The organism is Streptomyces sp. LaBMicrA B280 (assembly GCF_049222185.1).
Lineage (GTDB): Bacteria > Actinomycetota > Actinomycetes > Streptomycetales > Streptomycetaceae > Streptomyces > Streptomyces murinus.
Window position 1 is genome coordinate 1 of record NZ_JBMJCT010000062.1, and the last position, 26,998, is coordinate 26,998.

28 protein-coding genes, 1 tRNA gene, 1 pseudogene and 1 riboswitch are annotated in these 26,998 nt (G+C 70.0%); of the genes and pseudogenes, 18 read left to right on the forward strand and 12 right to left on the reverse strand.

Annotation, left to right across the window (positions count from 1 at the left end):
- Positions 1-83: 83 nt before the first annotated feature.
- From ACLF5H_RS32970 to ACLF5H_RS32980, 3 genes are all read right to left on the reverse strand, one after another.
- Positions 84-401 carry a DMT family transporter gene (locus ACLF5H_RS32970; protein ID WP_366665260.1) on the reverse strand — a complete coding sequence of 106 codons (318 nt, stop codon included), beginning with the start codon at positions 399-401 and terminating at the stop codon, positions 84-86.
- A gap of 36 nt (positions 402-437) precedes the next feature.
- A riboswitch (guanidine-III (ykkC-III) riboswitch) is annotated at positions 438-501 on the reverse strand.
- A gap of 72 nt (positions 502-573) precedes the next feature.
- Positions 574-933: a GroES family chaperonin gene (locus ACLF5H_RS32975; RefSeq protein WP_421679689.1), complete on the reverse strand. Its 360-nt coding sequence runs from the start codon at positions 931-933 to the stop codon at positions 574-576.
- Positions 934-1,006: 73 nt separating this feature from the next.
- Positions 1,007-1,333, reverse strand: a complete 327-nt coding sequence (locus ACLF5H_RS32980; protein WP_421679690.1) for a DUF3618 domain-containing protein — start codon at positions 1,331-1,333, stop codon at positions 1,007-1,009.
- A 102-nt stretch (positions 1,334-1,435) separates the two neighbouring features.
- Here ACLF5H_RS32980 and bcp point away from each other — a divergent pair, with 102 nt between their 5' ends.
- From bcp to ACLF5H_RS33000, 4 genes are all read left to right on the forward strand, one after another.
- Complete coding sequence (gene bcp, locus ACLF5H_RS32985) at positions 1,436-1,903, forward strand: thioredoxin-dependent thiol peroxidase (protein WP_421679691.1); 468 nt, start codon at positions 1,436-1,438, stop codon at positions 1,901-1,903.
- 174 nt (positions 1,904-2,077) lie between these two features.
- A complete protein-coding gene (locus tag ACLF5H_RS32990; protein WP_421679692.1) occupies positions 2,078-2,743 on the forward strand; it encodes an HNH endonuclease in 666 nt (221 codons plus the stop codon).
- Positions 2,740-3,414: an HNH endonuclease gene (locus ACLF5H_RS32995; RefSeq protein ID WP_421679693.1), complete on the forward strand. Its 675-nt coding sequence runs from the start codon at positions 2,740-2,742 to the stop codon at positions 3,412-3,414. Before ACLF5H_RS32990 ends, ACLF5H_RS32995 begins: the two co-directional genes overlap by 4 nt.
- Before the next feature lie 15 nt (positions 3,415-3,429).
- Positions 3,430-3,503, forward strand: a tRNA-Leu gene (locus ACLF5H_RS33000).
- Positions 3,504-3,558: 55 nt separating this feature from the next.
- Here ACLF5H_RS33000 and rdgB read toward each other — a convergent pair.
- Together rdgB and ACLF5H_RS33010 are read right to left on the reverse strand one after the other, a co-directional pair.
- Entirely contained in the window at positions 3,559-4,161 is a 603-nt protein-coding gene (gene rdgB, locus ACLF5H_RS33005; protein WP_421679694.1) for an RdgB/HAM1 family non-canonical purine NTP pyrophosphatase, read from the reverse strand.
- Between the two features lie 164 nt (positions 4,162-4,325).
- Positions 4,326-5,699 carry an SGNH/GDSL hydrolase family protein gene (locus ACLF5H_RS33010; protein ID WP_421679934.1) on the reverse strand — a complete coding sequence of 458 codons (1,374 nt, stop codon included), beginning with the start codon at positions 5,697-5,699 and terminating at the stop codon, positions 4,326-4,328.
- A 220-nt stretch (positions 5,700-5,919) separates the two neighbouring features.
- On the opposite strand from ACLF5H_RS33010, the gene ACLF5H_RS33015 reads away from it, so the two are divergent.
- Both ACLF5H_RS33015 and ACLF5H_RS33020 read left to right on the forward strand, forming a co-directional pair.
- Positions 5,920-7,236 carry a DUF445 domain-containing protein gene (locus ACLF5H_RS33015; RefSeq protein WP_421679695.1) on the forward strand — a complete coding sequence of 439 codons (1,317 nt, stop codon included), beginning with the start codon at positions 5,920-5,922 and terminating at the stop codon, positions 7,234-7,236.
- A gap of 96 nt (positions 7,237-7,332) precedes the next feature.
- The gene (locus ACLF5H_RS33020) at positions 7,333-9,000 is read left to right on the forward strand and encodes an MFS transporter (protein ID WP_421679696.1); all 1,668 of its coding nucleotides are present in this window, start codon (positions 7,333-7,335) and stop codon (positions 8,998-9,000) included.
- 38 nt (positions 9,001-9,038) lie between these two features.
- On the opposite strand, the gene ACLF5H_RS33025 is transcribed toward ACLF5H_RS33020, so the two are convergent.
- The gene (locus ACLF5H_RS33025) at positions 9,039-9,341 is read right to left on the reverse strand and encodes a hypothetical protein (protein WP_421679697.1); all 303 of its coding nucleotides are present in this window, start codon (positions 9,339-9,341) and stop codon (positions 9,039-9,041) included.
- 194 nt (positions 9,342-9,535) lie between these two features.
- Here ACLF5H_RS33025 and ACLF5H_RS33030 point away from each other — a divergent pair, with 194 nt between their 5' ends.
- Positions 9,536-9,961: an Hsp20/alpha crystallin family protein gene (locus tag ACLF5H_RS33030; RefSeq protein ID WP_421679698.1), complete on the forward strand. Its 426-nt coding sequence runs from the start codon at positions 9,536-9,538 to the stop codon at positions 9,959-9,961.
- A 390-nt stretch (positions 9,962-10,351) separates the two neighbouring features.
- A complete protein-coding gene (locus tag ACLF5H_RS33035; protein WP_421679699.1) occupies positions 10,352-10,870 on the forward strand; it encodes a DUF2267 domain-containing protein in 519 nt (172 codons plus the stop codon).
- 3 nt (positions 10,871-10,873) lie between these two features.
- On the opposite strand, the gene ACLF5H_RS33040 is transcribed toward ACLF5H_RS33035, so the two are convergent.
- The 3 genes from ACLF5H_RS33040 to ACLF5H_RS33050 form a co-directional block, all read right to left on the reverse strand.
- Positions 10,874-11,134 (reverse strand): hypothetical protein, encoded by a 261-nt coding sequence (locus tag ACLF5H_RS33040; protein WP_421679700.1) that lies wholly within the window; start codon positions 11,132-11,134, stop codon positions 10,874-10,876.
- Positions 11,135-11,479: 345 nt separating this feature from the next.
- Complete coding sequence (locus ACLF5H_RS33045; protein WP_421679701.1) at positions 11,480-12,223, reverse strand: hypothetical protein; 744 nt, start codon at positions 12,221-12,223, stop codon at positions 11,480-11,482.
- Between the two features lie 71 nt (positions 12,224-12,294).
- Positions 12,295-13,227 carry a hypothetical protein gene (locus ACLF5H_RS33050; protein WP_421679702.1) on the reverse strand — a complete coding sequence of 311 codons (933 nt, stop codon included), beginning with the start codon at positions 13,225-13,227 and terminating at the stop codon, positions 12,295-12,297.
- 398 nt (positions 13,228-13,625) lie between these two features.
- Between ACLF5H_RS33050 and ACLF5H_RS33055 the strand changes: the two genes are divergently transcribed.
- The 4 genes from ACLF5H_RS33055 (at position 13,626) to ACLF5H_RS33070 (ending at position 19,215) form a co-directional block, all read left to right on the forward strand.
- A complete protein-coding gene (locus ACLF5H_RS33055) occupies positions 13,626-14,327 on the forward strand; it encodes a hypothetical protein (RefSeq protein WP_421679703.1) in 702 nt (233 codons plus the stop codon).
- Between the two features lie 61 nt (positions 14,328-14,388).
- Positions 14,389-15,822 (forward strand): hypothetical protein, encoded by a 1,434-nt coding sequence (locus ACLF5H_RS33060; RefSeq protein ID WP_421679704.1) that lies wholly within the window; start codon positions 14,389-14,391, stop codon positions 15,820-15,822.
- Positions 15,819-17,624 carry a DEAD/DEAH box helicase gene (locus ACLF5H_RS33065; protein ID WP_421679705.1) on the forward strand — a complete coding sequence of 602 codons (1,806 nt, stop codon included), beginning with the start codon at positions 15,819-15,821 and terminating at the stop codon, positions 17,622-17,624. The genes ACLF5H_RS33060 and ACLF5H_RS33065 overlap by 4 nt, the downstream gene beginning before the upstream one ends.
- Positions 17,625-17,862: 238 nt before the next feature.
- On the forward strand, positions 17,863-19,215 hold the full coding sequence (locus tag ACLF5H_RS33070) for a DNA cytosine methyltransferase (protein WP_421679706.1): 1,353 nt from the start codon (positions 17,863-17,865) through the stop codon (positions 19,213-19,215).
- Here the strand turns inward: ACLF5H_RS33070 and ACLF5H_RS33075 are convergent.
- Entirely contained in the window at positions 19,144-19,596 is a 453-nt protein-coding gene (locus ACLF5H_RS33075) for a very short patch repair endonuclease (RefSeq protein ID WP_421679935.1), read from the reverse strand. The two genes, ACLF5H_RS33070 and ACLF5H_RS33075, sit on opposite strands and share 72 nt — an antisense overlap.
- Before the next feature lie 35 nt (positions 19,597-19,631).
- Entirely contained in the window at positions 19,632-20,642 is a 1,011-nt protein-coding gene (locus ACLF5H_RS33080) for a hypothetical protein (RefSeq protein WP_421679707.1), read from the reverse strand.
- Positions 20,643-20,904: 262 nt separating this feature from the next.
- On the opposite strand from ACLF5H_RS33080, the gene ACLF5H_RS33085 reads away from it, so the two are divergent.
- The 3 genes from ACLF5H_RS33085 (at position 20,905) to ACLF5H_RS33095 (ending at position 23,527) form a co-directional block, all read left to right on the forward strand.
- On the forward strand, positions 20,905-21,933 hold the full coding sequence (locus ACLF5H_RS33085) for a permease (protein ID WP_421679708.1): 1,029 nt from the start codon (positions 20,905-20,907) through the stop codon (positions 21,931-21,933).
- Complete coding sequence (locus tag ACLF5H_RS33090; RefSeq protein WP_421679709.1) at positions 21,930-22,664, forward strand: TIGR03943 family putative permease subunit; 735 nt, start codon at positions 21,930-21,932, stop codon at positions 22,662-22,664. Before ACLF5H_RS33085 ends, ACLF5H_RS33090 begins: the two co-directional genes overlap by 4 nt.
- 74 nt (positions 22,665-22,738) lie before the next feature.
- Positions 22,739-23,527: a class E sortase gene (locus tag ACLF5H_RS33095; RefSeq protein ID WP_421679710.1), complete on the forward strand. Its 789-nt coding sequence runs from the start codon at positions 22,739-22,741 to the stop codon at positions 23,525-23,527.
- Here the strand turns inward: ACLF5H_RS33095 and ACLF5H_RS33100 are convergent.
- Positions 23,469-24,857, reverse strand: a pseudogene (locus ACLF5H_RS33100) (MFS transporter); the annotation flags it as partial. The gene ACLF5H_RS33095 and the pseudogene ACLF5H_RS33100 sit on opposite strands and share 59 nt — an antisense overlap.
- Before the next feature lie 309 nt (positions 24,858-25,166).
- Here ACLF5H_RS33100 and ACLF5H_RS33105 point away from each other — a divergent pair.
- The 3 genes from ACLF5H_RS33105 (at position 25,167) to ACLF5H_RS33115 (ending at position 26,880) form a co-directional block, all read left to right on the forward strand.
- The gene (locus ACLF5H_RS33105; RefSeq protein ID WP_421679711.1) at positions 25,167-25,694 is read left to right on the forward strand and encodes a winged helix-turn-helix transcriptional regulator; all 528 of its coding nucleotides are present in this window, start codon (positions 25,167-25,169) and stop codon (positions 25,692-25,694) included.
- Between the two features lie 49 nt (positions 25,695-25,743).
- Positions 25,744-26,070: a DUF6412 domain-containing protein gene (locus ACLF5H_RS33110; protein ID WP_421679712.1), complete on the forward strand. Its 327-nt coding sequence runs from the start codon at positions 25,744-25,746 to the stop codon at positions 26,068-26,070.
- A gap of 90 nt (positions 26,071-26,160) precedes the next feature.
- Positions 26,161-26,880, forward strand: a complete 720-nt coding sequence (locus ACLF5H_RS33115) for a YidC/Oxa1 family membrane protein insertase (RefSeq protein ID WP_421679713.1) — start codon at positions 26,161-26,163, stop codon at positions 26,878-26,880.
- The last annotated feature ends 118 nt before the right edge of the window (positions 26,881-26,998 follow it).

Sequence of the window (26,998 nt, forward strand, 5' to 3'; positions counted from 1 at the left end):
GGTGGCGGCGGTGCCGCGGCCGGCGGCACCGGCACCATCGCCGGGGGCGGCCCCGGCGGAGGCCCCGGCACCTGAGCCGCGCGTCAGCCGCTGGTCGCCTTCAGCCCCACCACGGCGACCAGCAGCAGACACACGAAGAAGACCCGGGCGGCGGTGACCGGCTCACCGAGCACCACCATGCCGAGCACCGCCGCCCCGGCCGCGCCGATACCGACCCACACCCCGTAGGCCGTACCGATCGGCAGGGACCGGGCCGCGTACGACAGCAGCACCATGCTGGCGACGATCCCGGCACCGGTGAGCACACTGGGCACCGGCCGGGTGAAACCCTCGCTGTACTTCATCCCGATCGACCAGCCCACTTCCAGCAGACCGGCCACGACAAGCAGAACCCAGGCCACGACGGCCACCTCCGAGACATACGACGTTTCTCTTCCGGTGCGTCGTCTTTGCCTGCATCCCGGTACGGCGCGTCTCGTCGGGCTCGCTCCCGAACCTAGCAAAACCACGAGGAGGAGGGCTGGTGACCACGGTCACCAGCCCTCCTCCTCGTCATTCCGGACCGCTACGGCCTCACAGATACAGCCCGGTCGAATCCTCCGAGCCCTCGAACCGGTCCGCGGCCACGGCATGCAGGTCGCGCTCGCGCATGAGCACGTACGCCACGCCCCGCACCTCCACCTCGGCCCGGTCCTCCGGATCGAACAGGACGCGGTCGCCGGGCTCCACGGTCCGTACGTTCTGGCCGACCGCGACGACCGCGGCCCAGGCCAGCCGACGACCGACCGCCGCGGTGGCGGGAATCAGGATGCCGCCCCCCGACCGCCGCTCGCCCTCACCGGTCTCCAGCTTGACCAGCACCCGGTCGTGCAGCATCCGGATGGGCAGCTTGTCGTGCTGCGGGGTGCTCTGCTCGTGTCTCTTGGCGCTCACGCCTCGAACCTACCTGCCTTCCACACGCCCATGGCCCCTGGGTGGCCGTCGCACGTACCCGGTGCTCGCGGGCTCAGCGCCCGCGCCGCCGGGACAGCGCGACGAGGCCCACCACCCCGACGACCACGAGCGCGGCCGGCACGACCCGCTCCGCGCGCAGCCGCCCCTCCGCGTCCGTGAACTGCGCCCTGACCTCGCTCACCACCCGGTTGACCTGCACATACGCACGCCCGACGGTGTGATCGATATTGGCCACGGCCTTGGCCTTCGCGTCTCCGACGATCGTCTTCGGGTGCACCCGCACCCCGATCTCGTCGAGCGTCTCGGCCAGCACTTCGCGGCGGCGCCTGATGTCCGCCTCGATCTGCGCCGGGGTTCTGGTGTCCGCCGTGTCCGCCACCGTACGGCCTCCGAAGTCTGCCGAAATCTGCTGTCCTGTTCCGGACAGTCTGTCAGCTCCGGCCCGCGCCGCACCGCAAGGGGCCCCGGTTACGCTGGTCCGATGAGCGAGCGACTCCAGCCGGGGGACGTGGCCCCCGCCTTCACCCTTCCGGACGCCGACGGTAACGAGATCTCCCTCGCGGACCACAAGGGCCGCAAGGTCATCGTGTACTTCTACCCCGCGGCGCTTACCCCGGGCTGCACCAAGCAGGCCTGCGACTTCACCGACAACCTCGACCTGCTGGCCGGCGCTGGCTACGACGTCATCGGCATCTCCCCGGACACCCCGGAAAAGCTTGCCAAGTTCCGCGAGAAGGAGTCCCTCAAGGTCACCCTCGTCGCCGACCCCGACAAGAAGGTCGCCGAGTCCTACGCCGCCTTCGGCGAGAAGAAGAACTACGGCAAGACCTACATGGGCATCATCCGCTCCACGATCGTCGTCGACGAGGACGGCAAGGTCGCCCACGCCTTCTACAACGTCCGCGCGACCGGCCATGTAGCCAAGATCATCAAGGATCTGGGCATCTGATCCGTTCCCCCTCCGTCTCCGACGGCGGCCCGCACCAGCCCGTTCTGGCGCGGGCCGCTTTCCGATTCCCCCCCGTTCTCCCCGTTCCCCCCCGTTCCCCGCCCGTGACCGTCCGGCAGCCGGTTCGTTGATCCATGCGGGCTACGAACACCTGCCCGGACCGGAGGGGGCTCGATGGGGACCAGCGCGTACACCGAGGAGCGACTGCGCGAGGCGGCTCACGGGGCACGGACGTTGTCGGAGGCGTTGGAGAGGCTGGGGGTGGATCCGGGGAGTCCGACGCGGGACTACATCGCGCGGCGCATGAAGAAGCTCGGGGTGGACACGTCGCACTTCCAACGGGAGGGCACGAAGTGGACGCGCGCGATCCTGGAGCCGGTGGTGGCGGCCTCCGTCAGCGTCAATGAGGTGGTACGTCGGCTCGGGCTCGACTCCGTGGGCGGCCACCAGGCCAACATCGCCCGGCGGATCAGGGCGTACGGACTCGACACCGCGCATTTCACACCCGTGGTGCGTACCGAGCGGATGAGGGACAACCGGCGTCGCCGAACCGCCGAGGAGATCCTGGTCGAGAACGCGTCGGAACATGCCGCGCGCGTCCCGGGGCGGCGGCTCAAGAGGGCGATGAACGAGCTGGGCGTGGAGGAACGCTGCGCCCGCTGCGGCACGGATCCGGTGTGGCGGGGCCGCCCGCTCCCGCTGGAGGTCGACCACATCGACGGCGACTGGCGGAACAACCGCATCGAGAACCTCCGCTTCCTCTGCCCCAACTGCCACTCGGTCACGGACAATTACCGGGGCCGGGGCAAGGGGCGGCACGCGCGACCAGGCGCGGTATGAGCAGCGGCGTGCGGTACACGCGCGAGCGGTTGGCGGAAGCCGCCGAGCAATGCACGAGCCTGGACGAGGTGATCGCCTTCTTCGGCACCCGACCGTACGCCGGTGCGCACCGCCACCTCGCCAGGAGATTCGTCCACTTCGGCATCGACATCGCGCACTTCGACGACCACATCACCCTGACCGGGCGCAAGGCCCGCCCCGCCGCCGGGGAACTGCGCGCGGCGGTGGCCGAGTCGGTCTCCCTCGCCGGGACGCTGCGCCGCCTTCAGCGGCCCGACACCGGCACACAGCGGGCGCTGCTGCGCGGGTGGATCGCGGAAGCGGGCATCTCCACGGCGCACTTCCTGGGGCAGGCGCACCAACGGGGCAAGGCCGGCACGGTCAGCGTGAAACAGCCCGCGGACACCCTCGTCGAACACGGCGGTCGGCGTCGCACGTCCACCCGTCTGCTGCGCCGCGCGCTGCGCGAGGTGGGCGTGCCGGAGCGGTGTGCCGAGTGCGGTATCGGTTCCAGGTGGCTCGGAGAGCCGATGACGCTGGAGGTCGACCACATCGACGGGGACTGGAGCGACGACCGGCGGGAGAACCTGCGGCTGCTGTGCCCCAACTGCCATGCGACCACGAGCACCTGGTGCCGAGGTGGTCGACGCGGGCATACTCTTCCCCAGTAAAGTGGGGCCCGATATGCGCTCGTACTCCAATTGGCAGAGAGACAGGCCTTAGAAGTCTGGTGTTGTCGGTTCAAATCCGACCGGGCGCACAGGCAGAATCGGCCCCGCACCTTCGTTTCAAAGGTGCGGGGCCGTTTCGCAAGCTCAGCCGAGCAGCTCCCGCATCACCGGCACCAGCGCCCGGAACGCCTTGCCGCGGTGGCTGATGGCGTTCTTCTCGTCGGCGGTCAGCTCGGCGCAGGTGCGGGTGTAGCCGTCGGGCTGGAGGATCGGGTCGTAGCCGAAGCCGTTCGTGCCCGCGGGGTCGTGCCGCAGGGTGCCGCGGAGTTGGCCTTCGACCACGCGTTCCGTGCCGTCCGGCAGGGCGAGGGCGGCGGCGCAGGCGAAGTGGGCCGCGCGGTGTTCCTCGGCGATGTCGCCGATCTGGGCGAGGAGCAGGTCGAGGTTGGCCTTGTCGTCGCCGTGCCGGCCGGCCCAGCGGGCGGAGAAGATGCCGGGGGCGCCGTTCATGACGTCCACGCACAGGCCGGAGTCGTCGGCGATCGCCGGCAGTCCGGTGGCCCCCGCCAGGGCGTGCGCCTTGAGCAGGGCGTTCTCGGCGAAGGTGACGCCGGTCTCCTTGACGTCGGGAATCTCGGGGTAGGCGTCGGCGCCGACCAGCTCATGGGGGAGCCCGGCGTCGGCCAGGATGGCCCTCAGCTCGGTGATCTTTCCGGCATTGCGAGTGGCGAGGATCAGGCGGGTCATGCCGCCCAGTATTCCTCGCCGCGCCCGACCGCCGACGCCGACCTCCGCGTGCGAGCGCTCGCGTCCGGCCGCCGCGGTCCGCTTTCGCGTACGGACGCCCGTGCCCCGTACCCGTCTCCGAGCACCGACGCCCGTGCCCGCTGTCGGGTGCCGGTCGCCCCGCCTCACAACTCCGTCTGCCCGCCGCCCTTCAGCGTCCGCAGGTCGAACACCTCGGCCATCGTGGCGAAGCCGAGGTCGCTGGGGTGGAGGTGGTCGCCCGAGTCGTAGTCGGGGCGCAGGCGGCGGGGGTCGTAGGGGTCGCGGAGGGCCTTGTCGAAGTCGGCGACCGCGTCGTACACCCGGCCCGCGCGGATCTGCGCGTTGATCTGCTGCCGTACGGTCTCCCGGGCGGGCGTCCAGCCCCGGTGGCCCTGGAACGGCATCAGGGTCGCCCCTACGACCTTCAGTCCGCGCGCGTGGGCCTCGCGGACCAGGGTGCGCAGGCCGGTGAGGATGCGGTCGGGGCCGTTCAGCCGCGGGTCGCGCAGGATGTCGTTGATGCCGAGGTCGATGACGACCACCTTGACGCCGGTGCGGGAGAGCGCGTCGCGTCCGAAGCGGCCGAGGCCGCTCTGGTTCTCCGCGGGGCGGCCGAGCCCGTCGGCGAGGACCTGGTTGCCGCTGATGCCCTCGTTGACGACGCTGTAGCGCGGCAGCCGCTGCCCGCCCGCGAGCGCGGAGCGCAGCCGGTCGCCGAGGACGTCGGGCCAGCGGCGGTTGGCGCCGACGGTGGAGGTGATGCCGTCGGTGATGGAGTCGCCGAAGACGACGACCGTGCCGTCGGCCTCGTTGCTGAGCACGTCCAGCGCGGTCAGGTACCGCCAGTACGGCGTCTGTTGGGTGTAGGGGGCACCGGTGGAGTCCTCGGTGCGGTCCCCGGTGGCGACGTACGAGGTCTGCTGCGCGTGCGGGTGGTAGGTGACCGGTCCGGAGGGGGTGGGGGAGTACGTGGTGACGAGGACGTCGGTGTTGTGGGGTATGAGGAGGTGCACCGCGTCGCTGACGACCTGTTCGCCCGCGGGTATGACGACGCCGGTGGCGCCCCCGAAGGTGAGCCGCCGCATGGTGTCCGCGTCGGCCGCCGCCGTGGCGTCGCCCGCGGACAGTGCGAGGGTGGCGTGGGTGATGTCCAGCGGTGTCTGGCCGTAGAGGTTGGAGAGCGTGATCCGGGCGCTCGTGCCCCCGGCGTCCGCGTGGACGACGTTGCGCACGGAGTGGCCCGCGAGGCCGGCGGTCTCGGTGCCCGGTTCGCCGCCGACGGGGGCGCTGGCCCAGGAGCCGACCCAGGTGCCGGTGGAGACGGGCGCGGCGGAGCCGTGGTGGGGGCGGTCGTCGGCGAGGGTGCCGCCATGGTTGTGGTCGCCGGGTGCGGCGGTGACGTAGATACCGGCGCTGATGGCCACCACCAGCGCGATGAGCGCGCCGAGCAGGGCGAGGTACGTGGTGCGGTGCTGTGCGCGGGGGGCCTCGGGGGCTCCGTCGGGGCGCGTGGTCACGCTCGTGCCGTTCTCCTCGGGAGGGGAGTCCCGGGTCTCCTCGGGGAGGGACCTCCGGGCTCCGATCTTGATGGGGTCATGATGCTTCATGGGCCGGGCCGCACCGTCGGGGCCCAGGGCCCATGCCCCCGCCTGAACAGACGCCGGGAACTCCTGTTCCGTTCCGGGAGTCGGTCAGGAGGGGACAATTGTGCGCGGGATCACCGAACGGGTGGAGCTGATGGAACCTACCGAGACCGGAACTGCCGGACCGGCCGTGTCGTCGTACCGGACGATGACGGCGTTCACCCCGGCCGACGAGGAGCGTCGGCGTGGGGTGCGGCGGATGAAACTGACCGCGACGGGCCTGTTGCTGTTCGTCGCCGTGGTCTATGTGCTGTCCAAGCTGGCCGGGAACGCGGGCGCGGGGGCGTGGGCGGACTATGTCTCCGCGGCGGCGGAGGCGGGCATGGTGGGCGCGCTGGCGGACTGGTTCGCGGTGACCGCGCTGTTCCGGCATCCCCTCGGGTTGCCGATTCCGCACACCGCGATCATTCCGACGAAGAAGGATCAGCTGGGTGTCTCGTTGGGCGAGTTCGTGGGGGAGAACTTCCTGTCCCAGGACGTCGTACGGCAGCGGTTGCGCGCTGTCGGCATCGGTGCCCGGCTGGGGGCCTGGCTGGCGGAGCCGGAGCATGCGGACCGGGTGACGGCGGAGCTGGCGACCGCGTTGCGTGGCGCGCTCACGGTGTTGCGGGACTCGGATGTGCAGGCGGTGGTGGGGGAGGCGATCACCCGGCGGGCGGGGGCCCGGGAGATCGCGCCGGGGCTCGGCAAGATGCTGGAGAAGGTTGTCGCGGACGGTGGTCACAGGCGGGCCGTGGACCTGGTGGTGTCGCGGGCCCATGACTGGCTGGTGCTGCACGGCGACAATGTGATGGGTGCGGTGCAGGGTGGGGCGCCGGGTTGGACGCCGCGGTTCGTGGATCGCAAGATCGGTGAGCGGGTCTACAAGGAGCTGCTGCGTTTTTGCGCGGAGATGCGGGACATGCCGTCCCATCCGGCGCGTGGTGCTCTGGACCGTTTCCTGACCGATTTCGCTTCCGATCTGCAGTCGGACACGGAGACGCGGGCGCGGGTGGAGCGGTTGAAGGGTGAGGTGCTGGGCCGGGGTGAGGTGCAGGATCTGATCGCGTCCGCCTGGACGGCCGTACGGTCGATGATCGTCGCGGCGGCGGAGGACGAGCGCAGTGAGCTGCGGACGCGGCTGCGCTCGGCGCTGCTGTCCCTGGGTGCGCGGATGGCGAGCGAGCCGAAGATGCAGGAGAAGGTGGACAGCTGGCTGGAGGGTGCGGCGGTGCATGTGGTGACCACGTACCGGGCGGAGATCACGTCGCTGATCACGGACACGGTGGCGGGTTGGGACGCCGAGCACACCACTCGGAAGATCGAGGCGCACATCGGGCGCGATCTGCAGTTCATCCGGATCAATGGCACGGTGGTGGGATCACTGGCGGGGCTGCTGATCTTCACGGTGTCGCGGGCGGTGGGTGGCTGACGGTGGGTCGTCCGGCGCCTGGATCGGCGGCGCGGGGGTATCCGTCGTCCTGCCGTCCTCCCGTTTCGGGGGGCGTCCTCGACGAGGAGGAAGCCGATGACAGGAGCCGAGAAGGCGTCCGCGGGGGCGTCCCGGGGGGCCGGTGCGGGCGGCCGGTCGGGTGACGGTGGTCGGACGGGTGGCGGCGGGGCGGGTGGCGGTGGCGGGTCGGGTGACGGCGGCCGGACCATCAGTACGGACATCCCCGCCCGTCTCGACCGCCTTCCGTGGTCCCGGTGGCACTGGACGATCGTGATCGGCCTCGGCACCGTATGGATCCTGGACGGTCTGGAGGTCACGGTCGTCGGCAACATCGCCAGTCGGCTGGCCGAACCGGGCAGCGGTCTGTCGATCACATCCGGTCAGATCACGGGCACGGCCGCCGCGCTGTACGTGGCGGGCGCGTGCGTGGGCGCGCTGTTCTGGGGCCGGTTGACCGACCGGTACGGCCGTAAGAAGCTGTTCATGATCACCCTGGCGGTGTATCTGGTGGCGACGGCCCTGACCGCGGTCTCCTGGGAGGCCTGGTGGTTCTTCCTGTTCCGCTTCCTGACCGGCTTCGGCATCGGCGGCGAGTACGCGGCGATCAACTCCGCGATCGACGAGCTGATCCCGGCCCACTACCGCGGTCGCGTCGATCTGATCATCAACGGCAGCTTCTGGCTGGGCGCGGTGGGTGGTTCGCTGCTGTCCATCGTGGCGCTGAACACCGGTCTGCTGGCGATGGACGTGGGCTGGCGGCTGACCTTCGCGCTGGGCGCGGTGCTGGCGCTGGTGATCCTGCTCGTACGGCGGCATGTTCCGGAGAGTCCGCGGTGGCTGCTGATCCACGGCCGGGACGAGGAGGCGGAGGAGATCGTCACCGGCATCGAGCGGCAGGTGGAGGCGGAGAAGGGCGTCCGGCTGCCGGGGACGGACGCGCGGCTGGCCATCCATCAGCGCAAGAGCGTCACCTTTCGGGAGATCGCCCATACGGTCTTCGGGCGGTATCGCAGGCGCGCGGTGCTGGGCTTCTCCCTCTTCATCGGGCAGGCGTTCCTGTACAACGCGATCACCTTCGGCTTCGGCGCGATCCTGACGAAGTTCTTCGCGGTGCCGACGGACCGTACGGGCTACTACTTCGCGGTCATCGCCGTCGGAAACTTCTGCGGCCCGCTGCTGCTGGGCAAGCTCTTCGACACGGTCGGGCGCCGGGTGATGATCTCCTCGACGTATCTGCTGTCGGGCCTGCTGCTGTTCGGTACGGCGTGGCTGTTCGACCGGGGTGTGCTCAGTGCGACGACCCTGACGGCGTGCTGGTGCGCGGTCCTCTTCTTCGCCTCGGCGGGCGCGTCCAGCGCGTATCTGACGGTGTCGGAGATCTTCCCGATGGAGACGCGCGCGATGTCCATCGCCTTCTTCTACGCCCTGGGTACGGCGGCCGGTGGTATCAGCGGGCCGCTGCTCTTCGCCGACCTCACCGGCACGGGCCGGGTCGGCGACACGGTCCTGGCCTTCTCCATCGGGGCGTCGCTGATGTGTGTGGCGGGTCTGGTGGCGGCGGCGCTGGCGGTGCGGGCGGAGCGGCGGCCGCTGGAGGAGGTGGCGACGCCGTTGACGGCGGTGGCGGAGGGTACGGCGGCGGCGTCGGGCCCCCCCCCCCCCACCCCCCCCCCCCCCACCCCCCCCCCGCCGTCGGGCCCGGGCGCCGGCACCCAGGGCCCGCCGACGGTGGGCAGGGCGTGAGCCCCGCGCCCGTCCGCCGTCTGATCGGCTGCCTGTGCTCAGGCGTTGCGGTCGGCGACGGCCCAGGAGGCGAGGGCGACGGCACCGGCGACGCCGAGGACGGAGGGCCAGGCGCCGATCTTCTTGGCGAGCGGGTGGGAACCGGCGAAGGCGCCGACATAGGCGGCGGTCAGCACTCCGGCGGTGGCGTTCCCGGCCTGCTTGCGCCACTGCTGGGCGGCGGCGGCACCGGCGACGGCGAGTACGGCCCCGCCGAGTGGCCGCTTCTTCGTCCACCGGGCGACCCCGTACCCACCGACGAGCCCGCTCGCGGCGACGACAGCGCTGGGAACCCTGGCCATGCATGCCTCCGAATGTCGTATCCGGACGTCGTATCCGGACGTCGTGTCCGAATGTCCGTAGAGGATGCCGAGGCTAGCGCGCGGGTGGAGGCGCTTACCTAACCTGAGTCGCAGCTTGTCAACTTTCCGGCTGCGCGCTATATAAATACGCGTAGGGCATCGCACCCAACACCTTGAGAAGGGAGTGACCCGTGATGCTCATGCGTACCGACCCGTTCCGCGAACTCGACCGACTCGCGCAGCAGGCACTCGGTGGCACCGCCCGTCCGTCGGCGATGCCGATGGACGCCTACCGTTCCGGTGATGAATTCCTGGTCCACTTCGATCTCCCCGGCGTCGATCCGGAGACGATCGAGCTGGACGTCGAGCGCAACGTCCTCAATGTCCGCGCCGAGCGCCGCGGTCCCGCCCCCGAGGACGCGCAGACGCTGGTCGCGGAGCGGCCGACGGGCACCTTCACCCGGCAGCTCTTCCTCGGCGACACCCTGGACACGGACCGCATCGACGCCTCCTATGAGTCCGGCGTCCTGACCCTGCGCATCCCGGTCGCCGAACGGGCGAAGCCGCGCCGCATCCAGATCACCGGCGGCACCCCCTCCCGCAAGCAGCTCGCCGGCTGACTCCAGGGGGCGGGGGGGGGGCCCCCCCCCCCCCCCCCCCCCCCCCCCCCCCCCCCCCCCCCCCCCCCCCCCCCCCCCCCCCCCCCCCCCCCCCCCCCCCCCCCCCCCCCCCCCCCCCCCCCCCCCCCCCCCCCCCCCCCCCCCACCGGCGGCACCCCCTCCCGCAAGCAGCTCGCCGGCTGACTCCAGGGGGCGGGGGGGGGGGGGGGGGGCCACCCCCCCCCCCCCCACCACCAACCCCCCCACCCCCCCCCCCCCCCCCCCCCCCCCCCCCCGGGCCGTTCGGCCCCCGAAGCCGGCCCACCCGTCCCGATCCACCCGTACGGCGACGGGGTACCGAACCACTGCGTGTACCGGACGCCCACGCGTCCCGCGGAAGGAGCCATGACGATGACCACGACGGTGCCGAAGCCCGCTGTGCGGAGCATGCGGGAGCCGGTCCCGGGGGCGACCGGGGAGGTCGTGACGGTGCGGGAGCCTGGCCCGGCGGCACCGGTGCCCGCCCCGCGGACCACCTGGGAGGACCTGACCGAGGCCGTCCGCGAGACGGGCCGCTACCCGACCAGGGCGGTGGCCGAAGACCTCACCCGCCTCGTCCTCACCGCCCTCGGCAGCCACCTCACCGGCGACGAACGCGTCGCCCTGGCCCAGTCCCTGCCCCCGGAGGCCGGCCACCTGATCGCCGCCCAGATCCCACGGCACCACCCCCTGACAGCCCGAGAATTCGTGGACTCCCTCTCCACCCGGATCCCCGACTCCACGCCGTCAACGGCCCGCTGGGACGTCAGCTCGGTCCTGACCACGATCTCCGCCACGATCGGCCCCGACCTGACGGACCAGGTGCTGTCTCAACTGCCGCGGGGGTATGCGCTGTTGTTCGGAAGAGCGGAGTTGGCGGTCACGGCGTGACTGTCATCTGCGGGTGCCGCAGGTCTGCTCACCCAGGCCATCCGAGGCGTCGAAGGCGTCAAGAACCTCTTCGACGCGCTCCCGCAGTTCCACCGGACCGGCCTCACGTACCTCCCAGCCGGACCCGCTCAGTGTATGGGAGGCGGCAGAACCGCTGACGACGTCAACCAGGACCACGATGTCTTCGAGGCTCATCAGCGGTGCGTCGGGCACGGCGCATTGTGTGAGATAGCGCAGATGGAAAGCTCCCGTGGTGGAAGCCATGATCCTTTCAGGACCGTACGGGGTCGGCCTGGCCCTTTCAGGTAGTCCCGCCACCCAGTGGGAGGGATCGCTGGACGCAGGCGCCGCGTCGGCGCAGGCGGACATGAAGGAGATCGTGCCCGGGAGCAGCGGCCCTTCGGCGGTACCGTCCTCGGCGACGGTGAGAAGGACGCGCGCGTAGCCGTACAACCAGCCCGACAGGGTCAGCAGGACCTTCCCGCCCGGCCGGGTCCGCGCAATGAGTGTGGGTGGGACGGCGCGGAATGAGCGGGCTGCCACGGCGCGGTCGAAGTGTGTCTCCAGCCAGTAGCAGAACCGCCCGTCGGCGACTGTCAGCGTAGATGTTTAGCCACAGCTGTGCAGGGCCTTCGCCGCCGTCTCCAGACGCCTTGGGCCGGCATCAAGACTCGTGATGTCGGAGTACGCGGCCGACGGCCAGCGGCCGTAGTCGGTCCCAGCGGTGACGGGCTCCCACATGGTCGCCCCGTGCTCGTCTGGCTCGCGTGCGGGGAGGTGGAAACCGGGTACGAAGCGGTGCCGCGGCACCGTGGCCACCGCCATTCGCCAAGCGGGGTCGCCCAGGACACCGCTAGCTTCGGGCGACTGCTTCATTGCTTCGCGCAGACAGACGGCGCCAGCGTCAACGACCGAGGGCATCATCAGGGGCCCTCTCTCCTCCATGCTCAGGATGTCGGCGAACGCTTCGGTGACGGCTGGGGCATCCGGAAGCCAGCCCCACTGCCCGTTCGGATTGCACCCGATCGCCCACCAGTTATCCGGATCGTGGCCAGGGCCGGTGAGGGTGAAGTCGAAGCACCCGAAGACCGGATCGAACGATGCCAGGTAGCTTCGAAGAGCGATCCGGATCGGCGACGGTACGTCGACGGGTGAGTGTACGAGGTGGTACCAGTTGCCCCGGCGCCAGTCCAGGGCACCGCATGGTGTGGTGATCACCTGAACGAAGACCCGATGGCCGACGACGGTGGCCCGCACATCGCCGGTCGTCAGGTCCTTCGCCTGGAAAGGATCCGCTGTGACGACGACCGTCTCGTCCAGGGTGCGGGGACTGATCCACTGGGTCCAGATCACCCCGGCCCGGCCATCCTCATGCTGCGGCAGACCGCGGAAGGGCTTGCAGGCGGTGCGATGTCGCCGGCACGTTACTTCAGGGCCGCCCGAAGCACGGCGCCGGCGTCATCCGGTACTCCCTCCTCATACAGCTCCGCCGCGACCGTCATGACAGGCCGGTCTCCCTGGTCGCGGCCGTAGACGTGGATGAGGTTGTCTACCAGGTGATCGCGCTTCTGCTGTCTCAGCTCCACGATGACCAGCGCGGTCTCAGTGGGGCTCAGCAGTTCGGTGGTGCCGCGCCGTAGGAGGGCTAGGGCTTCGTCCTGCTGGCCAGTGCGGTCCAGCTCGCTCGCCTGTGCCGCCAGTTGCCGCGCCACGGCCACTTCCTTCTGGCTCCGCTGCCGGTCTCGCTGCTGACGGGTGACCGGCAGCGGAGTCCGGTAAGCCTTGGCCGTGGCCAGACACGCTTGTAGGCCGGCCTCGGAAGACTCCAGGGCCTGAACCCTGGCTCGCAGCTCAGCGGCTTCCCGGCGTAGGGACGCCGTCAGGGCGACGGCATCCTCCCGCTCTTTCTCGCGGGTCACGCACACGGGACAGGGGGCGTTGAGCTGTGCGGTCGGCGAGTTGAGCTGAGTAGTGAGCGAATCGATTCGCCCGCCCAGCTCCACGCAGGACGGGCAACCCCGTCTTTCGCCGTCTGCGCTGGTGCGCAGATCCTGCAATGCCTCAAGAGTGATGCCGACGTGGGCGCCGCTGACAGCGGCTTCCAGACAAGCCTCCTTATAGAGACTCTCGATAAATTTCTGGCCCGGAACCCGGGGATCAAGGCTGACGAAGCGGGACAAAGAAGTCGAGTTGCTGCCCAGGCGTTTCGCTAGTTCTGCCTGTTTCGGCGGCGTGGAGCTGGGCTCAGTGGAACCTTGTGCCCACAGCAGGCCGAGCAAAGGGCGGATGGTGAGGACGAGTTGCCGCTTCCGCGGGAGACCGTCGCCGACGAGCGGTTTCGTAAGCCAGCGCGGCATGGGCGCGCGGCTTCCCTCTGGTGCCCCTGATGACATGTGTTTCCTCCCCGAGCTGCACAGACGTCAGCTGCGTGGACGCCCGTGAGGCGACCTGTGGCCTGGCCTCGACCTTGCAATTGTGCCCGACGGTCGCTGAGTCAACCACATGATTTTGCTTGCTATCTGACGGGCCAACTTGCCATTACGCGAGCAAGTCGGCCTTGCGTATTTGCTTTACCCGAGCAGGCGGGAAAGGGCTGGACTTTCGTGGTGGTCATCGTGTGAGGTGTTGAACGAGCCGCCAAGGGTCAGGGGTTGCGGAGTTCAAATGGGTATCCCATGTTTGACTGGACTGCCGCACAACCACAGGGCGGTAGCGTGCCTGTTGGGCAAGCTGATGAATTCACGGAGGTCTGCTGATGGTAGAAATCCCGTCTTATCAGGACAAGAAGTTCGGAACCAAGGCGAGGGCCGCGCTGTGGCTGATCGCTGAGGTGGGGGAAGGCGAGATCTTCACCAAGGCGCAGTTGCGTGAGGCGTTTCCCGACGTAGCGCAGATCGACCGCAGGCTCCGCGACCTGCGGGATCACGGCTGGCGCATCGACACCAGCCGCGACGATCCCGAGTTGCTCCAGCAGGAACAGCGGTTTGTGACCAGGGGGGCGGACGTCTGGATCCCCGGCAAGTCGAAGGCGCCTAAGCACAAGGCGAGCCTGACCCCTGCCCAGCGCGCGAAGGTCCTCCATGACGACAATCACCTGTGCCGTTCATGCGGCATCGGGGCCGGCGAGGTGTACGAGGACGGTGGCGGCGTCGAGCTTGCCAAGCTCAACGTCTCCCGGCGTAAGGTGCTGCACTCTGCCGGGACCATGGAGTACCAGCTCATCACTGAGTGCAAGAGGTGCGGCACCGGCGGCGGCCCTGACCGGGAGGTCGACCTTGGAGCGCTGCTGGAGCTGGTGGAGTCTCTCTCGCCTTTGGAGCAGCGCCTCTTCGCCAAGTGGATCGAGGCTGATCAGCGTTCGTTCAGCCCGCTTGAGAAGGTATGGGGTATCTACCGGACCCTGCCCCAGCAGTCGCGTACGGCGGTGGCGGAGGCCATCGACGATATGACCGGCTGATCCGGAAGGACCGGCAAAAGCAGCTGACAGGACCGGCGACAGAAAGGGACGGGGAAAAGATATGGTGCGGGACTTCCCGCCGCCACCGCGCGCGGAATACTTCAGTGGGCTGATCAAGAAGAGGGTAGAGGAGGCGAGGGCGACCGGCGGCACCCGGGAGACCGTTACGGTCGACTGGAACGGGCAGCAGCTCCATGTCGAAGTGATCGACCTGCCGTTGAACGACCTCTACCTCAATCCTGGTACGCACAGGATCCGGGCCCAGCGCACCCACAAGCCGGACCAGGACCAGAACCTGGACAAGGATCCCTTCGGGGAAGTCGGTCAGCGCTACCTGCGCAGTTTGCTCATGGCCCTGCCGGCCGACCCTGAACTGCCTGATCCTGCCTACGAGAAGTTGAGGGAAGACCTGAGGGAGTTCGGGCAGAACGACCCCGGGCTGGTCACCCACCACGGTGTGCTGGTGAATGGCAACACGCGTGCCGTCGCGCTGCGTGAACTCGGCAAGCCGTCGATGCGGGTGGGCGTACTCCCGTCCTCGTTCACCCAGGCCGACATCGACGCCGTAGAGCTGGCGCTTCAGCTCCGACAGGACCAGCGGCGCGACTACTCGTACATCAACCGGCTGCTTGCCATGGAAGAGCAGGCGGCGCTGGGACGGACGCCGGAGCAGATCGCCAAGGAGTTCCGGATCAGGCCGGCGACTTATCACCAGGAGCGGTGGATCCTCAGCGTGATCAAGGAGCTGAACGACCGCAGCGCGAGCGGTGGGGGTGTCGCGCTGCGACTGGTGGACTGGGAGGGGGCGCAGGAGCGCCTTAAGGAACTCCAGAGGCTCTATGTGAAGCTGGAGAATCTGGACCGGGACCAGGCCGAGATTCTGAAGGAACGGCGCCTCGCGGCGATCCTGCTGAACTTCTCGAAGACGGATGTGCGCCACATCGACGAGGTCTTCTTGGAGGAGGGGTATCTGGAGGACGTGCTGCCGCCGGAACTGGCGGACAGCGGAACGGCGGCGCAGCCTGAGGTGGTCGCCATTCCCGGGCTGGGCCTGGACGTACCGGCCGCATCGTCGGCTGTATCGGCGGCTCGTGCTCTGAATGACCGCATTCTCCGTGCGGCTGCCACCGTCCGTAACACGACGGCGGGAGTGTCCGACAGCGAGAAGGCGTCGGCTCAGGCGCTGCTCGACCAGGCCAGGGGCGCCTTCGATAGGGCGATCGATAAGCATGGCCGGGACGCGCGGGTTCGTAAGCGCAAGCAACTCGCGCCGGCCCGGCTCGCGGACGCGTGCGCCAACATCGATCAGTGTGTCTTCGAGCTGGTCCAGGCCCGTACCTCGAACAGTCTGGATGAAGAGGCATTCGACGAAGCCGTGCTCAAGCTCCAGGGCAGCCTGCGCAAGCTCGCCCAGCAGGCCGGGCGCGGCATCCCGAACCCTGGCGACGGTGTCTCCTGGCTCCTCGCCGCCGCCATCGCGGAGGGTTCTCGGTGACGGAAACGTCCCTGCACCTGGGGTTCGACGACGCACGCACCCGTGTCGTCCTGCGGACCACTGACCAGTACCGGCAAGACCTCGTCCAGCTGGCCGCCCGGTTCCGTACCGGCGGCCAGCTGGGCCCGCACTCTGCCTCGGTCGTCCTGGACGATCTCCTGGCGAACCTGGCCGTCCTCAGTGGCTGGCCTGACCCCGCCGGCGTTGAGTGGGCTCCGGAGCTCCGCAGCCTCGTGTCCGGGGTGGTCAGGGATGCGCGGCTCGTCGAAGAGCGGCTGACCGACACCGGTCCGCCTTCGGAGGTCGCGGCCGATGAAGTCCTGGGCATGCTCGGCGACACGTGGAAGGAAGACCTCAACACCTTCCAGCGCCGGGATGTCGCCAAGCTGCTTTCTCTTGGGCACGGGGCGAACTTCAGTGTCCCGGGTGCTGGCAAGACCCGTGTGGCGCTCGCCGTGTACGCGGCTCAGCGGACCAAGGGAGCCGTCAGCAGGCTCCTGGTCGTCTGCCCTAAGTCGGCCTATGAATCGTGGCGTTACGAGACCGCTGTCTGCTTCACCTATCCCTTGCGCACCCACGTCCTCGACGGCTCTCTGGATGAGTGGGCCGAGGTCCTCATCGTCAACTACGAGCGACTGGACCGCTCGCTGTCCCTGCTCGCGAGCTGGTTGAAGTCCGCACCCTCGATGATCGTGCTAGATGAGGCCCACCGTATGAAGCTTGGTGCGCGTGGTACGTACGGCGCCGCGTGTATGGCGCTCGGACCGCTCGCGGAACGTCGGCTGATCCTGACCGGTACGCCGGCCCCGAACGGTTCCAAGGATTTGGAGAACCTCATGGGCTTCGTCTGGCCGGGCCACGGCCAGCGGGCGGTCACCCGGGCAGTGGCAGGCGGAGACCTCGCCTACGCGAGCACGGTCCTGAGGCCGCTGTTCACGCGGACGACCAAGCAGGAACTCGGCCTGCCGCCGATGACCTTGCGGATGCGCTATGTCGACATGCCGGATCTGCACGGCGAGATCTACAGCTCTTTGGTAGGCGGCGCGGCCGCCGGCACCACGCGCGACGATCTCAGTGGGCTTGGCAAGACGGCATTGCGTCTGCTGATGGCGGCGACGAGCCCGGCCTTGCTGCTGGAGGGGGCCACCAAGTATGAGCCGCTGGCCTATCAGCTTCCTCCGCTGGAGATTCCGGTCGGCAGCTCTCTGTACTCGCTGATGCAGAACCTTCCGGACTACGAGCTGTCTCCGAAGTACAAGGAAGCGCTGACGATCGTCGCCGAGAACGCCGCGCAGGGCCGTAAGACGCTGGTCTGGACGACCTTTGTGCGCAGCCTGACCACCTTGGCGCAGATGCTGGAGAAGTACAGCCCGGCTGTCGTCTACGGCGGCACGCCGGACCGGGAAGAGCAACTGCGCCGCTTCCGCGAGGACCCCAGCTGCATGGTGCTGATCTCCAACCCGGCGACACTCGGAGAGGGGATCAGCCTTCATCACGTGTGCCACGACGCGGTCTACGTGGACCGCGACTTCATGGCTGGGCGCTATCTCCAGAGCCTCGACCGGATCCACCGGCTGGGTCTCGCCCCAGGCACGGAGACGAGGGTCATCGTGCTCGCTGCACGGAAGACCATTGACGAAGTGGTCGAGATGCGGCTGGACCAGAAGCTCGAATTCATGGGCAAGATCCTCGATGACCCCACGGTCCAGCAACTGGCGGACCTGGAGGAGGAACCCTCCGTAGCGGCCGGCCTCGCACCCGGTGATATCGAAGCGTTGCTCCGGCACATCGGCCGTGCGTGAGTACTGGGCGCCCTTGACCGGGCAACTCTGAACGATGCTTGGCTGAATCACTTGCCAGAATGTCTGGTGAGTGAGATCACAGTGATGGAAGCGTTCCCTGATCTCAGCCCTGGCCTGATCGCTGGCCAGGGCTGAGACAGTGGGAGACTCGTGGGTGCCATGTGCTCGAGAGCCAGCAAGCGACCGCTGGCCTCTGGGACACTTGGGGTCCGTTTGAGTCACTCCTGGAAGGAACCCTATGAGCGCCAGCGGTCGTGAGCGTCCGCAGTTCGCCCGGCCACTGACCTCAGTGGAGATCTGTGCCGGGGCGGGCGGGCAAGCCGTTGGGCTGCATAATGCGGGGTTTGACCACCTGGCTCTCCTTGAGTGGGATCCGCACGCGGTGGAGACTCTGCGGGCGAACGTGGGCGACTGGCCTGGCTGGAGTGAGGAACGGGCTAAGGCCCTTCAGTCTGCGGACGTGCGGGAATTCCTCAAGCCGGGCGGAGCCGGTAATCCAGGAATCGAGAAGAAGCAACTGGGGCTGCTGGCGGGTGGCGTGCCCTGCCCGCCCTTCTCGTTGGCTGGCAAGCGGCTGGGGAAGGATGATGAGCGGGACCTTTTTCCGGATGCTCTGAGGATCGTCGATGAGCTTATGCCGGAGGCGGTTATGATCGAGAACGTCCGGGGTATTCTGGAACCCCCAGAGGTTTTCATCGACTACCGCAGGGACATCTTGGGGAACCTGCGAGACCTCGGATATATGGTTCCTGATATCAAGGCGAGCTGGTCGGCGGAGAAGCAGGACCTTGCGATGCGGAAGGTCTGGCGTCGCATTGATGCGAGCAAGTTTGGCGTTCCCCAGTTGAGGCCCCGGGCCATTCTGGTTGTGATTCGTGAAGATGTCCTTCAGGAGTCCGGCCATGAATTCGTATGGCCGTCCAGGGTCGAAGGCAAGCAGGCGACGGTAGTTGACGAGCTTGCCGCGAGCATGGAGCAGCGCTGCAAGGAGTTTTGGACGAAAAACGAGCACGGAGAGCGGGCGAAGCCCGGGGAGCGCACTGGAAAGGATGTCTACCAGGAGTGGTTGCGCAAGGCTTCCAGGGCAGCTGCGATCGGCAGAGGTGTCGCTCCGACCCTCGTCGGCGGATCGAAGAAGCATGGTGGCGCGGACCTGGGACCGACCCGGGCCAAGAGGGCTTGGGAAGCCCTCGGCGTGGATGGCATGGGTATCGCCAATGACCCTGATAATTGTGACCCGGAGCGGGACCTTTTCCGGCCTGCGGGGCCGATGCTCACTGTGGAACAGGCTGCCCTTATCCAGGGATTTCCGGCCGACTGGAAATTCCAGGGAAAGAAGACCGCAAAGTATCGCCAGGTCGGTAACGCTTTCCCGCCGCCGGTTGCTGAAGCGGTAGGGCGGGCCATTGTCGCAGTCCTTCGTCCGGAGCACCGTGATGATTTTCTCCGCGACTACGTGCCAGATACTCGGGAACTTTCCGCTGATCTGCTGGAGCAAGAGCAGATGGCTTTCCCTCTGTCAGTCAGGCCGACTACTACGCCCGCGCCGGCGGCTCACTATCGTGGCGATCGTATTGGCGCAAATGTCTGATGGCTCGTGCTCCCAGAATCGGAGCACGAGCCATCCGGCTTCTTTGAGGCGCTCGTCAGTGTCGCGGTCCCGCGCGACGTTTCGGAGCACTTTTTCTGACCAGTAGCCCGAGTTGGTCCTGGGCGGAACGTAGTGCTCAGGGCAGCCATGCCAGTAGCAGCCGTCAATGAATACGGCTACCTTCGCCGGACGGAACACGAGGTCCGCTGTCCGGCGAAGGTCCGGCAAGGGGCGTACGGCGACGCGGTAACGCAGTCCCTGGGCGTGAACTAGTCGCCGGATCAGCCGTTCAGGCTTCGTGTCCCGGCTGCGGATCGCCTGCATATTGCGGCGCCGCGCTGCGGATGAGGCCCAGGAGCCTTCCGGCGCAACCCACGGCAAGTCTTCGGACACTCTGCAAGCCTAGCTCGGTGGCCTTACGCCCCGTGGCACTCCACGTACCCCCGCCCCGTCCCACACCAGCACCCCGCCCCCCGCCCCGGAGGCCACGCTGCTGCTCTGCCCCTTGCGGCCAGGGTTGTCGCGTACTGGGGGAGCAGGGTCGGGTCGTCGGGGGAGGTTGCCTCGGAGGCGGCGAAGGCTTCGTAGGAGGGGACCGTGCCCGTGACGATGCCGAGGTTGTCGGTGCCGGAGGTGGAGAGTTCGCGCAAGGAGGACTCTATGGTCGTGAGGTGGGTCTCGTGGGAGGGGTACTCCGTGGAGAGGGTGGGGTAGGCCGAGAGGAGTTCGGCCAGTTCCGGGGCCGGCCAGTGCAGGACGGCCACCGGGAAGGGGCGGGAGAGGGCCTCGCGGTAGGCGCCCAGTTCCGTGCGCAGGCGGGAGATCTCGGCCTCCAGCTCGGCCGGGTTGTCCGAGCCGAGGGACCAGACGCGCTTGGGGTCGTGGAGCTCGTCCAGGGTGACCGGCGCGGTGTGCAGGGTGTCGGCCAGGGTGTCCCAGTCGTCGTGCGGCAGGCCCCGCATGCGGCGGACGCGGTGGCGGCCGTACAGGAGGGGGTGGAGGGCCTGCGGGGGTTCCGCGGTGTCCGGGAGGAGCAGCCGGGCCGCCTCCGTGAACGTCTCCTCCGCCGACTCCAGCTCGTCGTGGGCCTCCAGGGATTCCGCGATGATCACCCAGGGGCCCGGCTCGTGCGGGGCCGTCGTACGGATGCCCTCGATGATCGCCCGGGCCTCGGCCTCATGGCCGTACTCCCAGAGGTTGGACGCCTTCAGGGCCCGCACCAGCGACGGGTTCTCCAGGGCGGCCGGGGTGGACAGCAGGCGGTCGTAGAGGGTGGTGGCCGCGGGGCGGTCGCCGGACAGCTCCAGGTGGGCGGCGGCCCGCAGGAGCAGGGCCTCGGCGTCCTCCGGGTACAGGCCGGCGGTCCGCTCCAGGCGTGCCGCTTCGGCGGTGTGGTCGACGTTCTCGGCAGGCGTGTCGGGGCGCATGGGGGACACCGTACTGCCGGGCGCCGACAAACGTGAGGGCGGTCCGGTGGGGTGGTCCTTGAGGGGGACACCTCGCATGTAACGGCGCCTGTCGGGATATACCGGTCCGCCGGAACCCGGACACAGGAGAGCTGCCGGGACCGTCGTGCCCCGACCCGCCGCACACAGGACCACTCGCTATCTTCTGTCCCGTACATCGACATCCGTACAGACATCCGGTCTGGGCGGACATCTGGACGTGGGGTCGTGGGTCGGGATGCGCGTGACGGGGGAGTTGGTCCACGCCGAGCGGGAGGGGCTGGACGCGGCCCGGGCGGAGGGCGGGGCCGCCGGGGCGCTGCCCCGGCATTGGCCGCTGCTGCTCGTCGGCGCCGCCGTCGTGCCCGGCACCCTGCTCTTCCTCGTCGGGCGGTGGGGGGACGCCCCGGCCGTCGAGGCGTGGCGGACCGTGTGCCTGGCGGTGACGGTGCAGGCGCTGCCCTTCCTGCTGCTTGGTACGGCCCTGTCCGGGGCGATCAACGCGTTCGTGCCCGAGCGGGCGTTCCAGCGGATGCTGCCCCGGCGGCCCCTGCTCGCCGTGCCGGTGGCGGGGCTGGCGGGGGTGGTGCTGCCGGGATGCGAGTGCGCGTCCGTGCCGGTGGCCAACAGCCTCATCGGGCGGGGCGTCACCCCGGCCGCCGCGTTCGCCTTCCTGCTGTCCGCGCCGGCCATCAACCCGGTCGTGCTCACCGCCACCGCGATCGCCTTCCCCGGCAACCCGGCCATGGTGCTGGCCCGGCTGCTCGCCTCCCTCGCGACGGCCGTCGCGATGGGGTGGCTGTGGCTGCGGTTCGGGCGCGGCGAGTGGCTGCGGCCCGCCGTACGGCACACCGGGCACCGGAGCGGGCACAGCAGGTGGGACGAGTTCCGGGTCGGGTTCCAGCACGACTTCCTGCACGCCGGCGGCTTCCTGGTGCTCGGCGCGATGGCGGCCGCCACCTTCAACGTCGGCGTGCCGCGCTCCGTGCTCGCCACCTTCACCGGCACGCCCTGGCTGTCCGTGCTCTTCCTGGCCGCCCTCGCGGTGCTGCTCGCCGTCTGCTCCGAGGCGGACGCCTTCCTGGCGGCCTCGCTCACCGGGTTCCCGCCGGTGGCGCGGCTGGCGTTCATGGTGGTGGGGCCCATGGTCGACCTGAAGCTGATCGCCCTCCAGGCGGGCACGTTCGGGCGGGCCTTCGCCGTACGGTTCTCCGCCGTCACCCTGGTCGTCGCCGTCGTGTGCAGCGCGCTGATCGGAGGTGCCCTGCTGTGAGGCGGACGCTGCAATCGGGGCTGCTGGTGCTGTGCGGGCTCGGCCTGCTGCGCATCTCCCTCGTCACCGATCTGTGCCTGCGGTACGTCAAGGAGAGCATGCGGCCCCTGCTCATCGCCTCCGGGTGCGTACTGGTGCTGCTGGGCGTCGCCAGCGCGGTCCTCGACCGGAGGCGGCACAAGCGGGAGTACGACACGCATGGGCACGACCACTCCCATGTGCCCCGCGTCGCCTGGCTGTTGCTGCTGCCCGCGCTCAGCCTGCTCTGCTACGCCCCGCCCGCCCTCGGCGCCTACACCGCCTCCCGGCAGCCGCCCGAACCCATGGCCCAGCAGAGCGAGTTCGCGCCGCTGCCCGCCCTCTCTCCACTGCCGATGACCCTGTCCGACTTCACCAGCCGGGTCCAGCAGGACCGCGCGCGGGCCATCAAGGGGCGCACCATCCTGATGACCGGCATCGTCACGCCGCACGGGAAGGGCAGCTGGGACCTCACCCGGATCATCATCAACTGCTGTGCGGCGGACGCCCAGTCGGTGAAGGTGCGGGTGTACGGCGGGCCCGTGCTGCCCGCCAATACGTGGGTCACGGTCACCGGGGTCTGGCACCCGGGCGGCACGCTGGGCACGGCTTCCGCGGCGGTCGCGCTGGACGCCCGTACCGTCAAGAAGGTGCCCCGGCCCATCAACGGCTACCAGGACGCCCTTCCGCTGCCCACCGCGCGCACCCCCTGAAATCGGGCTCGCCTCTGGCGAGTTGAGGGCGGCGCGCCTATCGTGCGGGCGGCTCCGGTGGAGGTGGTGTGCGGATGCGGACCGCGGCGGGCGTCCGGGTCGTCGGGCACGGGGAGCGGCGCAGGCGTGCCCGGCGCCGGCGGATCCTGTGGGGCGGCGGCGAACTGCTCGTCACCGCCGGGGTGTTGCTCCTGCTGCTGGTGGCGCACCAGCTGTGGTGGACCAACCGGGAGGCCCGGCAGGGGGCCGAGCGGGAGGTCGCGGCGCTGGAGCGGGGGTGGGGGCCGAGTGCCGACGCCCCCGCGCCGGGGGCGGGTTCGCCCGCGCCCATGCCCCTCGCGCCCACGACACCCGGGCCCCGCGCGCCGAAACCGTCACGGCAGCCGTCGTACCCCGCCGTCCGCCCCCGCCCCGCCCAGGCGTTCGCCGTCCTCGTCGTCCCCCGGCTCGGGCTGCGCGTCCCCGTCGCGGAGGGCGTCGGCAAGGCGGACGTCCTGGACAAGGGGTACGTCGGCCACTACCCGGGCACCCAACAGCCGGGCCAGGAAGGGAACTTCGCGCTCGCCGGGCACCGGAACACCCATGGGGAGCCCTTCCGTCACCTGCCCCGGCTGCGGCGCGGGGACACCGTCGAGGTGGAGACGGGGACGGCGACGTACACGTACGACGTGGACAGCGTGCTGCCGCGGACCTCGGCGAGGGACTCCGGGGTCCTGCGGCCCGTTCCGCGCTCCCTCGTCCGGCCCGGGTACGGGTACCGCGAGCCGGGCCGCTACCTCACCCTCACCACCTGCACGCCCGAGTTCACCTCCCGGTACCGGATGGCGGTGTGGGGGAAGCTGGTGTCCGTCCGCCCCCGGTAGCGTCCTGCTCGCGGTCCCGCAGGGCCAGCACGCCGATCGCGCCCGTCACCGCCAGGCCCGCCGAGACCAGCAGGGCGAGGTCCGTGCCATGGGCGAGGTGGCCGCCGGAGGTGGCGAGGGCGATGGTCAGGGCGACGCCGACGCTGGAGCCGATGTAGCGCAGGGTCTGCTGGGCGCCGGAGCCCATGGCGGCGCGTTCGCGGGGGACGGACTCGACGGCGAGGAGCGGCAGGGCGCCGTTGAGGAGGCCGCTGCCCACTCCGCCGATGATCAGACCGGGCAGCAGCCGGGTCCAGGAGCCGGCGCCGATGGCGCCGAGCATGGTCAGGGCGCCGACGGCGTGCAGGGCGAAGCCCAGGGCGAGTTGGCCGCGCGGCGGGAGGGTCAGGCGCTTGACCTGGAGGGCGACGCCGAAGCTCAGGCCGGACCAGAGCAGCAGCAGACCGGCGGTGGCCAGCGGGGAGAGGTGCATGGTCCGCTGGACGACCGAGGGCAGATAGCTGAAGACGGCGATCACCGCGAGGCCCGTGAACAGGCCGCCCGCCGAGGAGGCCAGGAAGCGGCGGTGGCGCAGCAGGCCCAGGTCGACCATCGGGGTGCCGGAGCGCCGTTCGACGGCGACGAAGACGGCGATCAGTGCCGCGGCCGCCGCCAGGAGCAGGCCCACCGGTGCCCGCAGCCAGCCGTCCCGGCCCAGCGTCAGGGCCGCGACCAGGGCGACCAGGGCGAGTCCGAAGGTCAGCGCGCCAGGTATGTCGGGGCGACCGCCGCGGGGCGCGCGGGACTCGGTGAGGGTGCGGGTGCCGAGCGCGGCCAGCAGCAGGGCGAGGGCGCCGAGGACGCCGTAGCCGGTGCGCCAGTTGGGCAGCGCGGCGGCGACCAGGGGGCCCGCCGCGATGCCGCCGCTGACGAACGCGCCCCACACACCGGTGGCGTGCAGTCGGCCGCGCGGAGTGGGGAAGGCGTGCACGATCAGGCCGAGGGCGCTGGCCAGCAGGGCCGCGCCGGCCGCGCCCTGGGCGATGCGGGCCAGGGTGAACTGCCAGGTCGAGGTGGTGAGCGCGCCGAGCGCGGTGGTCAGGCCGAGGGCCAGGGTGCCGGCGAGGAAGATCCGGCGGCGGCCGTAGTCGTCGGCGAGGCTGCCGGCCACCAGGAGCAGGGCGGCGAGGCCGAGCGGGGTGCCGTTCAGGAGCCATGCCTGGCCGGAGAGCGGGGTGCCCAGGGCGGCCGCGGTCTCCGGGAGCGTGACCATCGGGGCCGTGTAGTTCATCAGGGTCACGGCGGTCGCCGCGCTGACGAGGGCGAGGGTGGCGCGGGGGCGGACGGGGGAGGGCCGGGCGGAGTCCGATCCACAGCGCGGGTCCGGGTGCGTTTCCGGGTGCGGGTCCGGGGGTGATCCCGGGTGCGGGCCCGGTTTCGAGCCGTGAGCGCCGCTCGCCCCCGGTTCCTCGCGCGTCCCGCGCGCCGCCTCTCGCGCTCCCTGCGCCTCTCGTGCCTCTCGCGCCTCGCCCACTGCGGCGGAATCGACCCCGGTCATGGCAAGTCCTCAGTTCGGTCATTGAACCTAGCTGTCCCGGCCACCGTAACACGGTCGGTTCGATGACTGAACCTATTGCCGGAAAGTGGCTACAGTGGGGGCATGGCACTGGGCAAGGACTATGCGACACAGGAGTGCTCGATCGCCCGCGCGCTCGAGATCGTCGGCGAGCGCTGGACGCTGCTCGTCGTACGGGACGCGCTCTACGGCGTACGGCGCTACAACGACTTCCTCGTCCACCTCGGCATCCCGCGCGCCGTCCTCGCCGCCCGGCTCCAGACGCTGACCGCGGAGGGGATCCTGGAGAAGCGCCGGTACCAGGAGTCGCCGCCCCGCGACGAGTACGTGCTCACCGAGCGCGGCATCGCCCTGTGGCCCACCCTGCGCGCCCTCGGCGCCTGGGGCCGCGAGCACTTCACCGACGTCCGGCTGCGCTCCTTCCGGCACGCCGCCTGCGGCACCGAACTCGGCCCGTACGGCGAATGCGCCCGGTGCGGAACCATCGTGCCGGTCGCCGACGTTGTCATGGAGCCGGGCCCCGGACTCGATCCGGACCCGGTGGATCCGGTCAGCCGCGCGCTGCTCGAGCCGCGGCGGCTGCTGGAGCCTTTGGAGACCGATCAGGCATGATGCGGTGCGGGACGAGCACCGATCAGTGGAGTCAGGGAGGGGGGCGACAATGAGCCGGACCAGTAGCCGCGGACCCGGTCGCGCCGTCGCGTTCCTGCTGGCCCCCCTGCTCCTCCTGCTCCCCCTCGCGCTCCTCGACACCGGCGGCCTCACCACCGCCGTCGCCCTCGCCGCGACCGCCGCCGCCGGTTCCGCGCTCACCCTGTGCACCCTGATCGCCGCCGGCCGCGCACCCGCCGTACCGCCCACCCGTATCCGTACGGCGATACGCGACCGGGCCCGGCGCACGGCCTTCCTGCCCCAGCGTGACCCCGACGCGCGCGGCCGCCGCAGGCCCCGGGCGCCCGGACACACCCTCCCGGCGACCACCGCGTAGGGCACGCACCCCGTATGCCGTGACCCCGCGTGGGTCGTCCTGCCGATCTCATCTCTTTCCGGCACGACGAGACCCCCGGAGGGCTCATCCATGTCCGTCTTCTCCGTGTTCGCGCACCTGGTCGAGCGGCTCGCCGACCTGCTCGCACCGCTCTGCCACGGCTCCGCGACCGCCGCCGCGATCGTCCTGTTCACCGCGCTGGTACGACTGCTCGTCCACCCGCTCTCCCGCGCCGCCGCCCGGGGCCAGCGGGCCCGTGCCGCGCTCCAGCCGAGAATCGCCGAACTGCGCAAGCGGCACGGCAAGGACCAGGAGCGGTTCCGCACGGCGCTGCTCGAACTGCACACCGAGGAAAAGGTCTCGCCGCTCTCCGGCATCCTGCCGAGCCTGCTCCAGCTCCCCGCGTTCTTCCTCCTCTACCACCTGTTCTCCAGCACCTCGGGCAACGCGCTGCTCGACCACCGGCTGTTCGCCGCGCCGCTCGGCGGACGGTGGGCCGACGCGCTCGCCGGGGACGGGCTCCTCGGCGGCGCCGGAGTCGTCTACCTGGTGCTGTTCGCCCTGGTCGCGGGCGTCGCCACGTTCAACTACCTGCGCACGAGGAAGCAGATGGCGCAGAACCCGGTCATGGCCGCCGCCGGTGGCGAGGAGCAGGTGCCGGGGCTCGGCGCGGTCGGCAGGGTGATGCCGTTCCTGTCCTTCCTCACCCTGATCAGCGTGGCCGTCGTACCGCTGGCCGCCGCGTTGTACGTCGTGACCAGTACGACGTGGAGCGCGGTGGAGCGGGCGGCGCTGTACCGGCAGCCGTAGCGGCCGAACGGGCCGGAGTTACGGTCCAGTACGTGAACAGGGTCTTGCCGGGTGGACGGGGTGATTGGAGGATCGTCCAGCCCTCCGACGGCCGCACCCGTCGGCCGGGCGCCCGCGA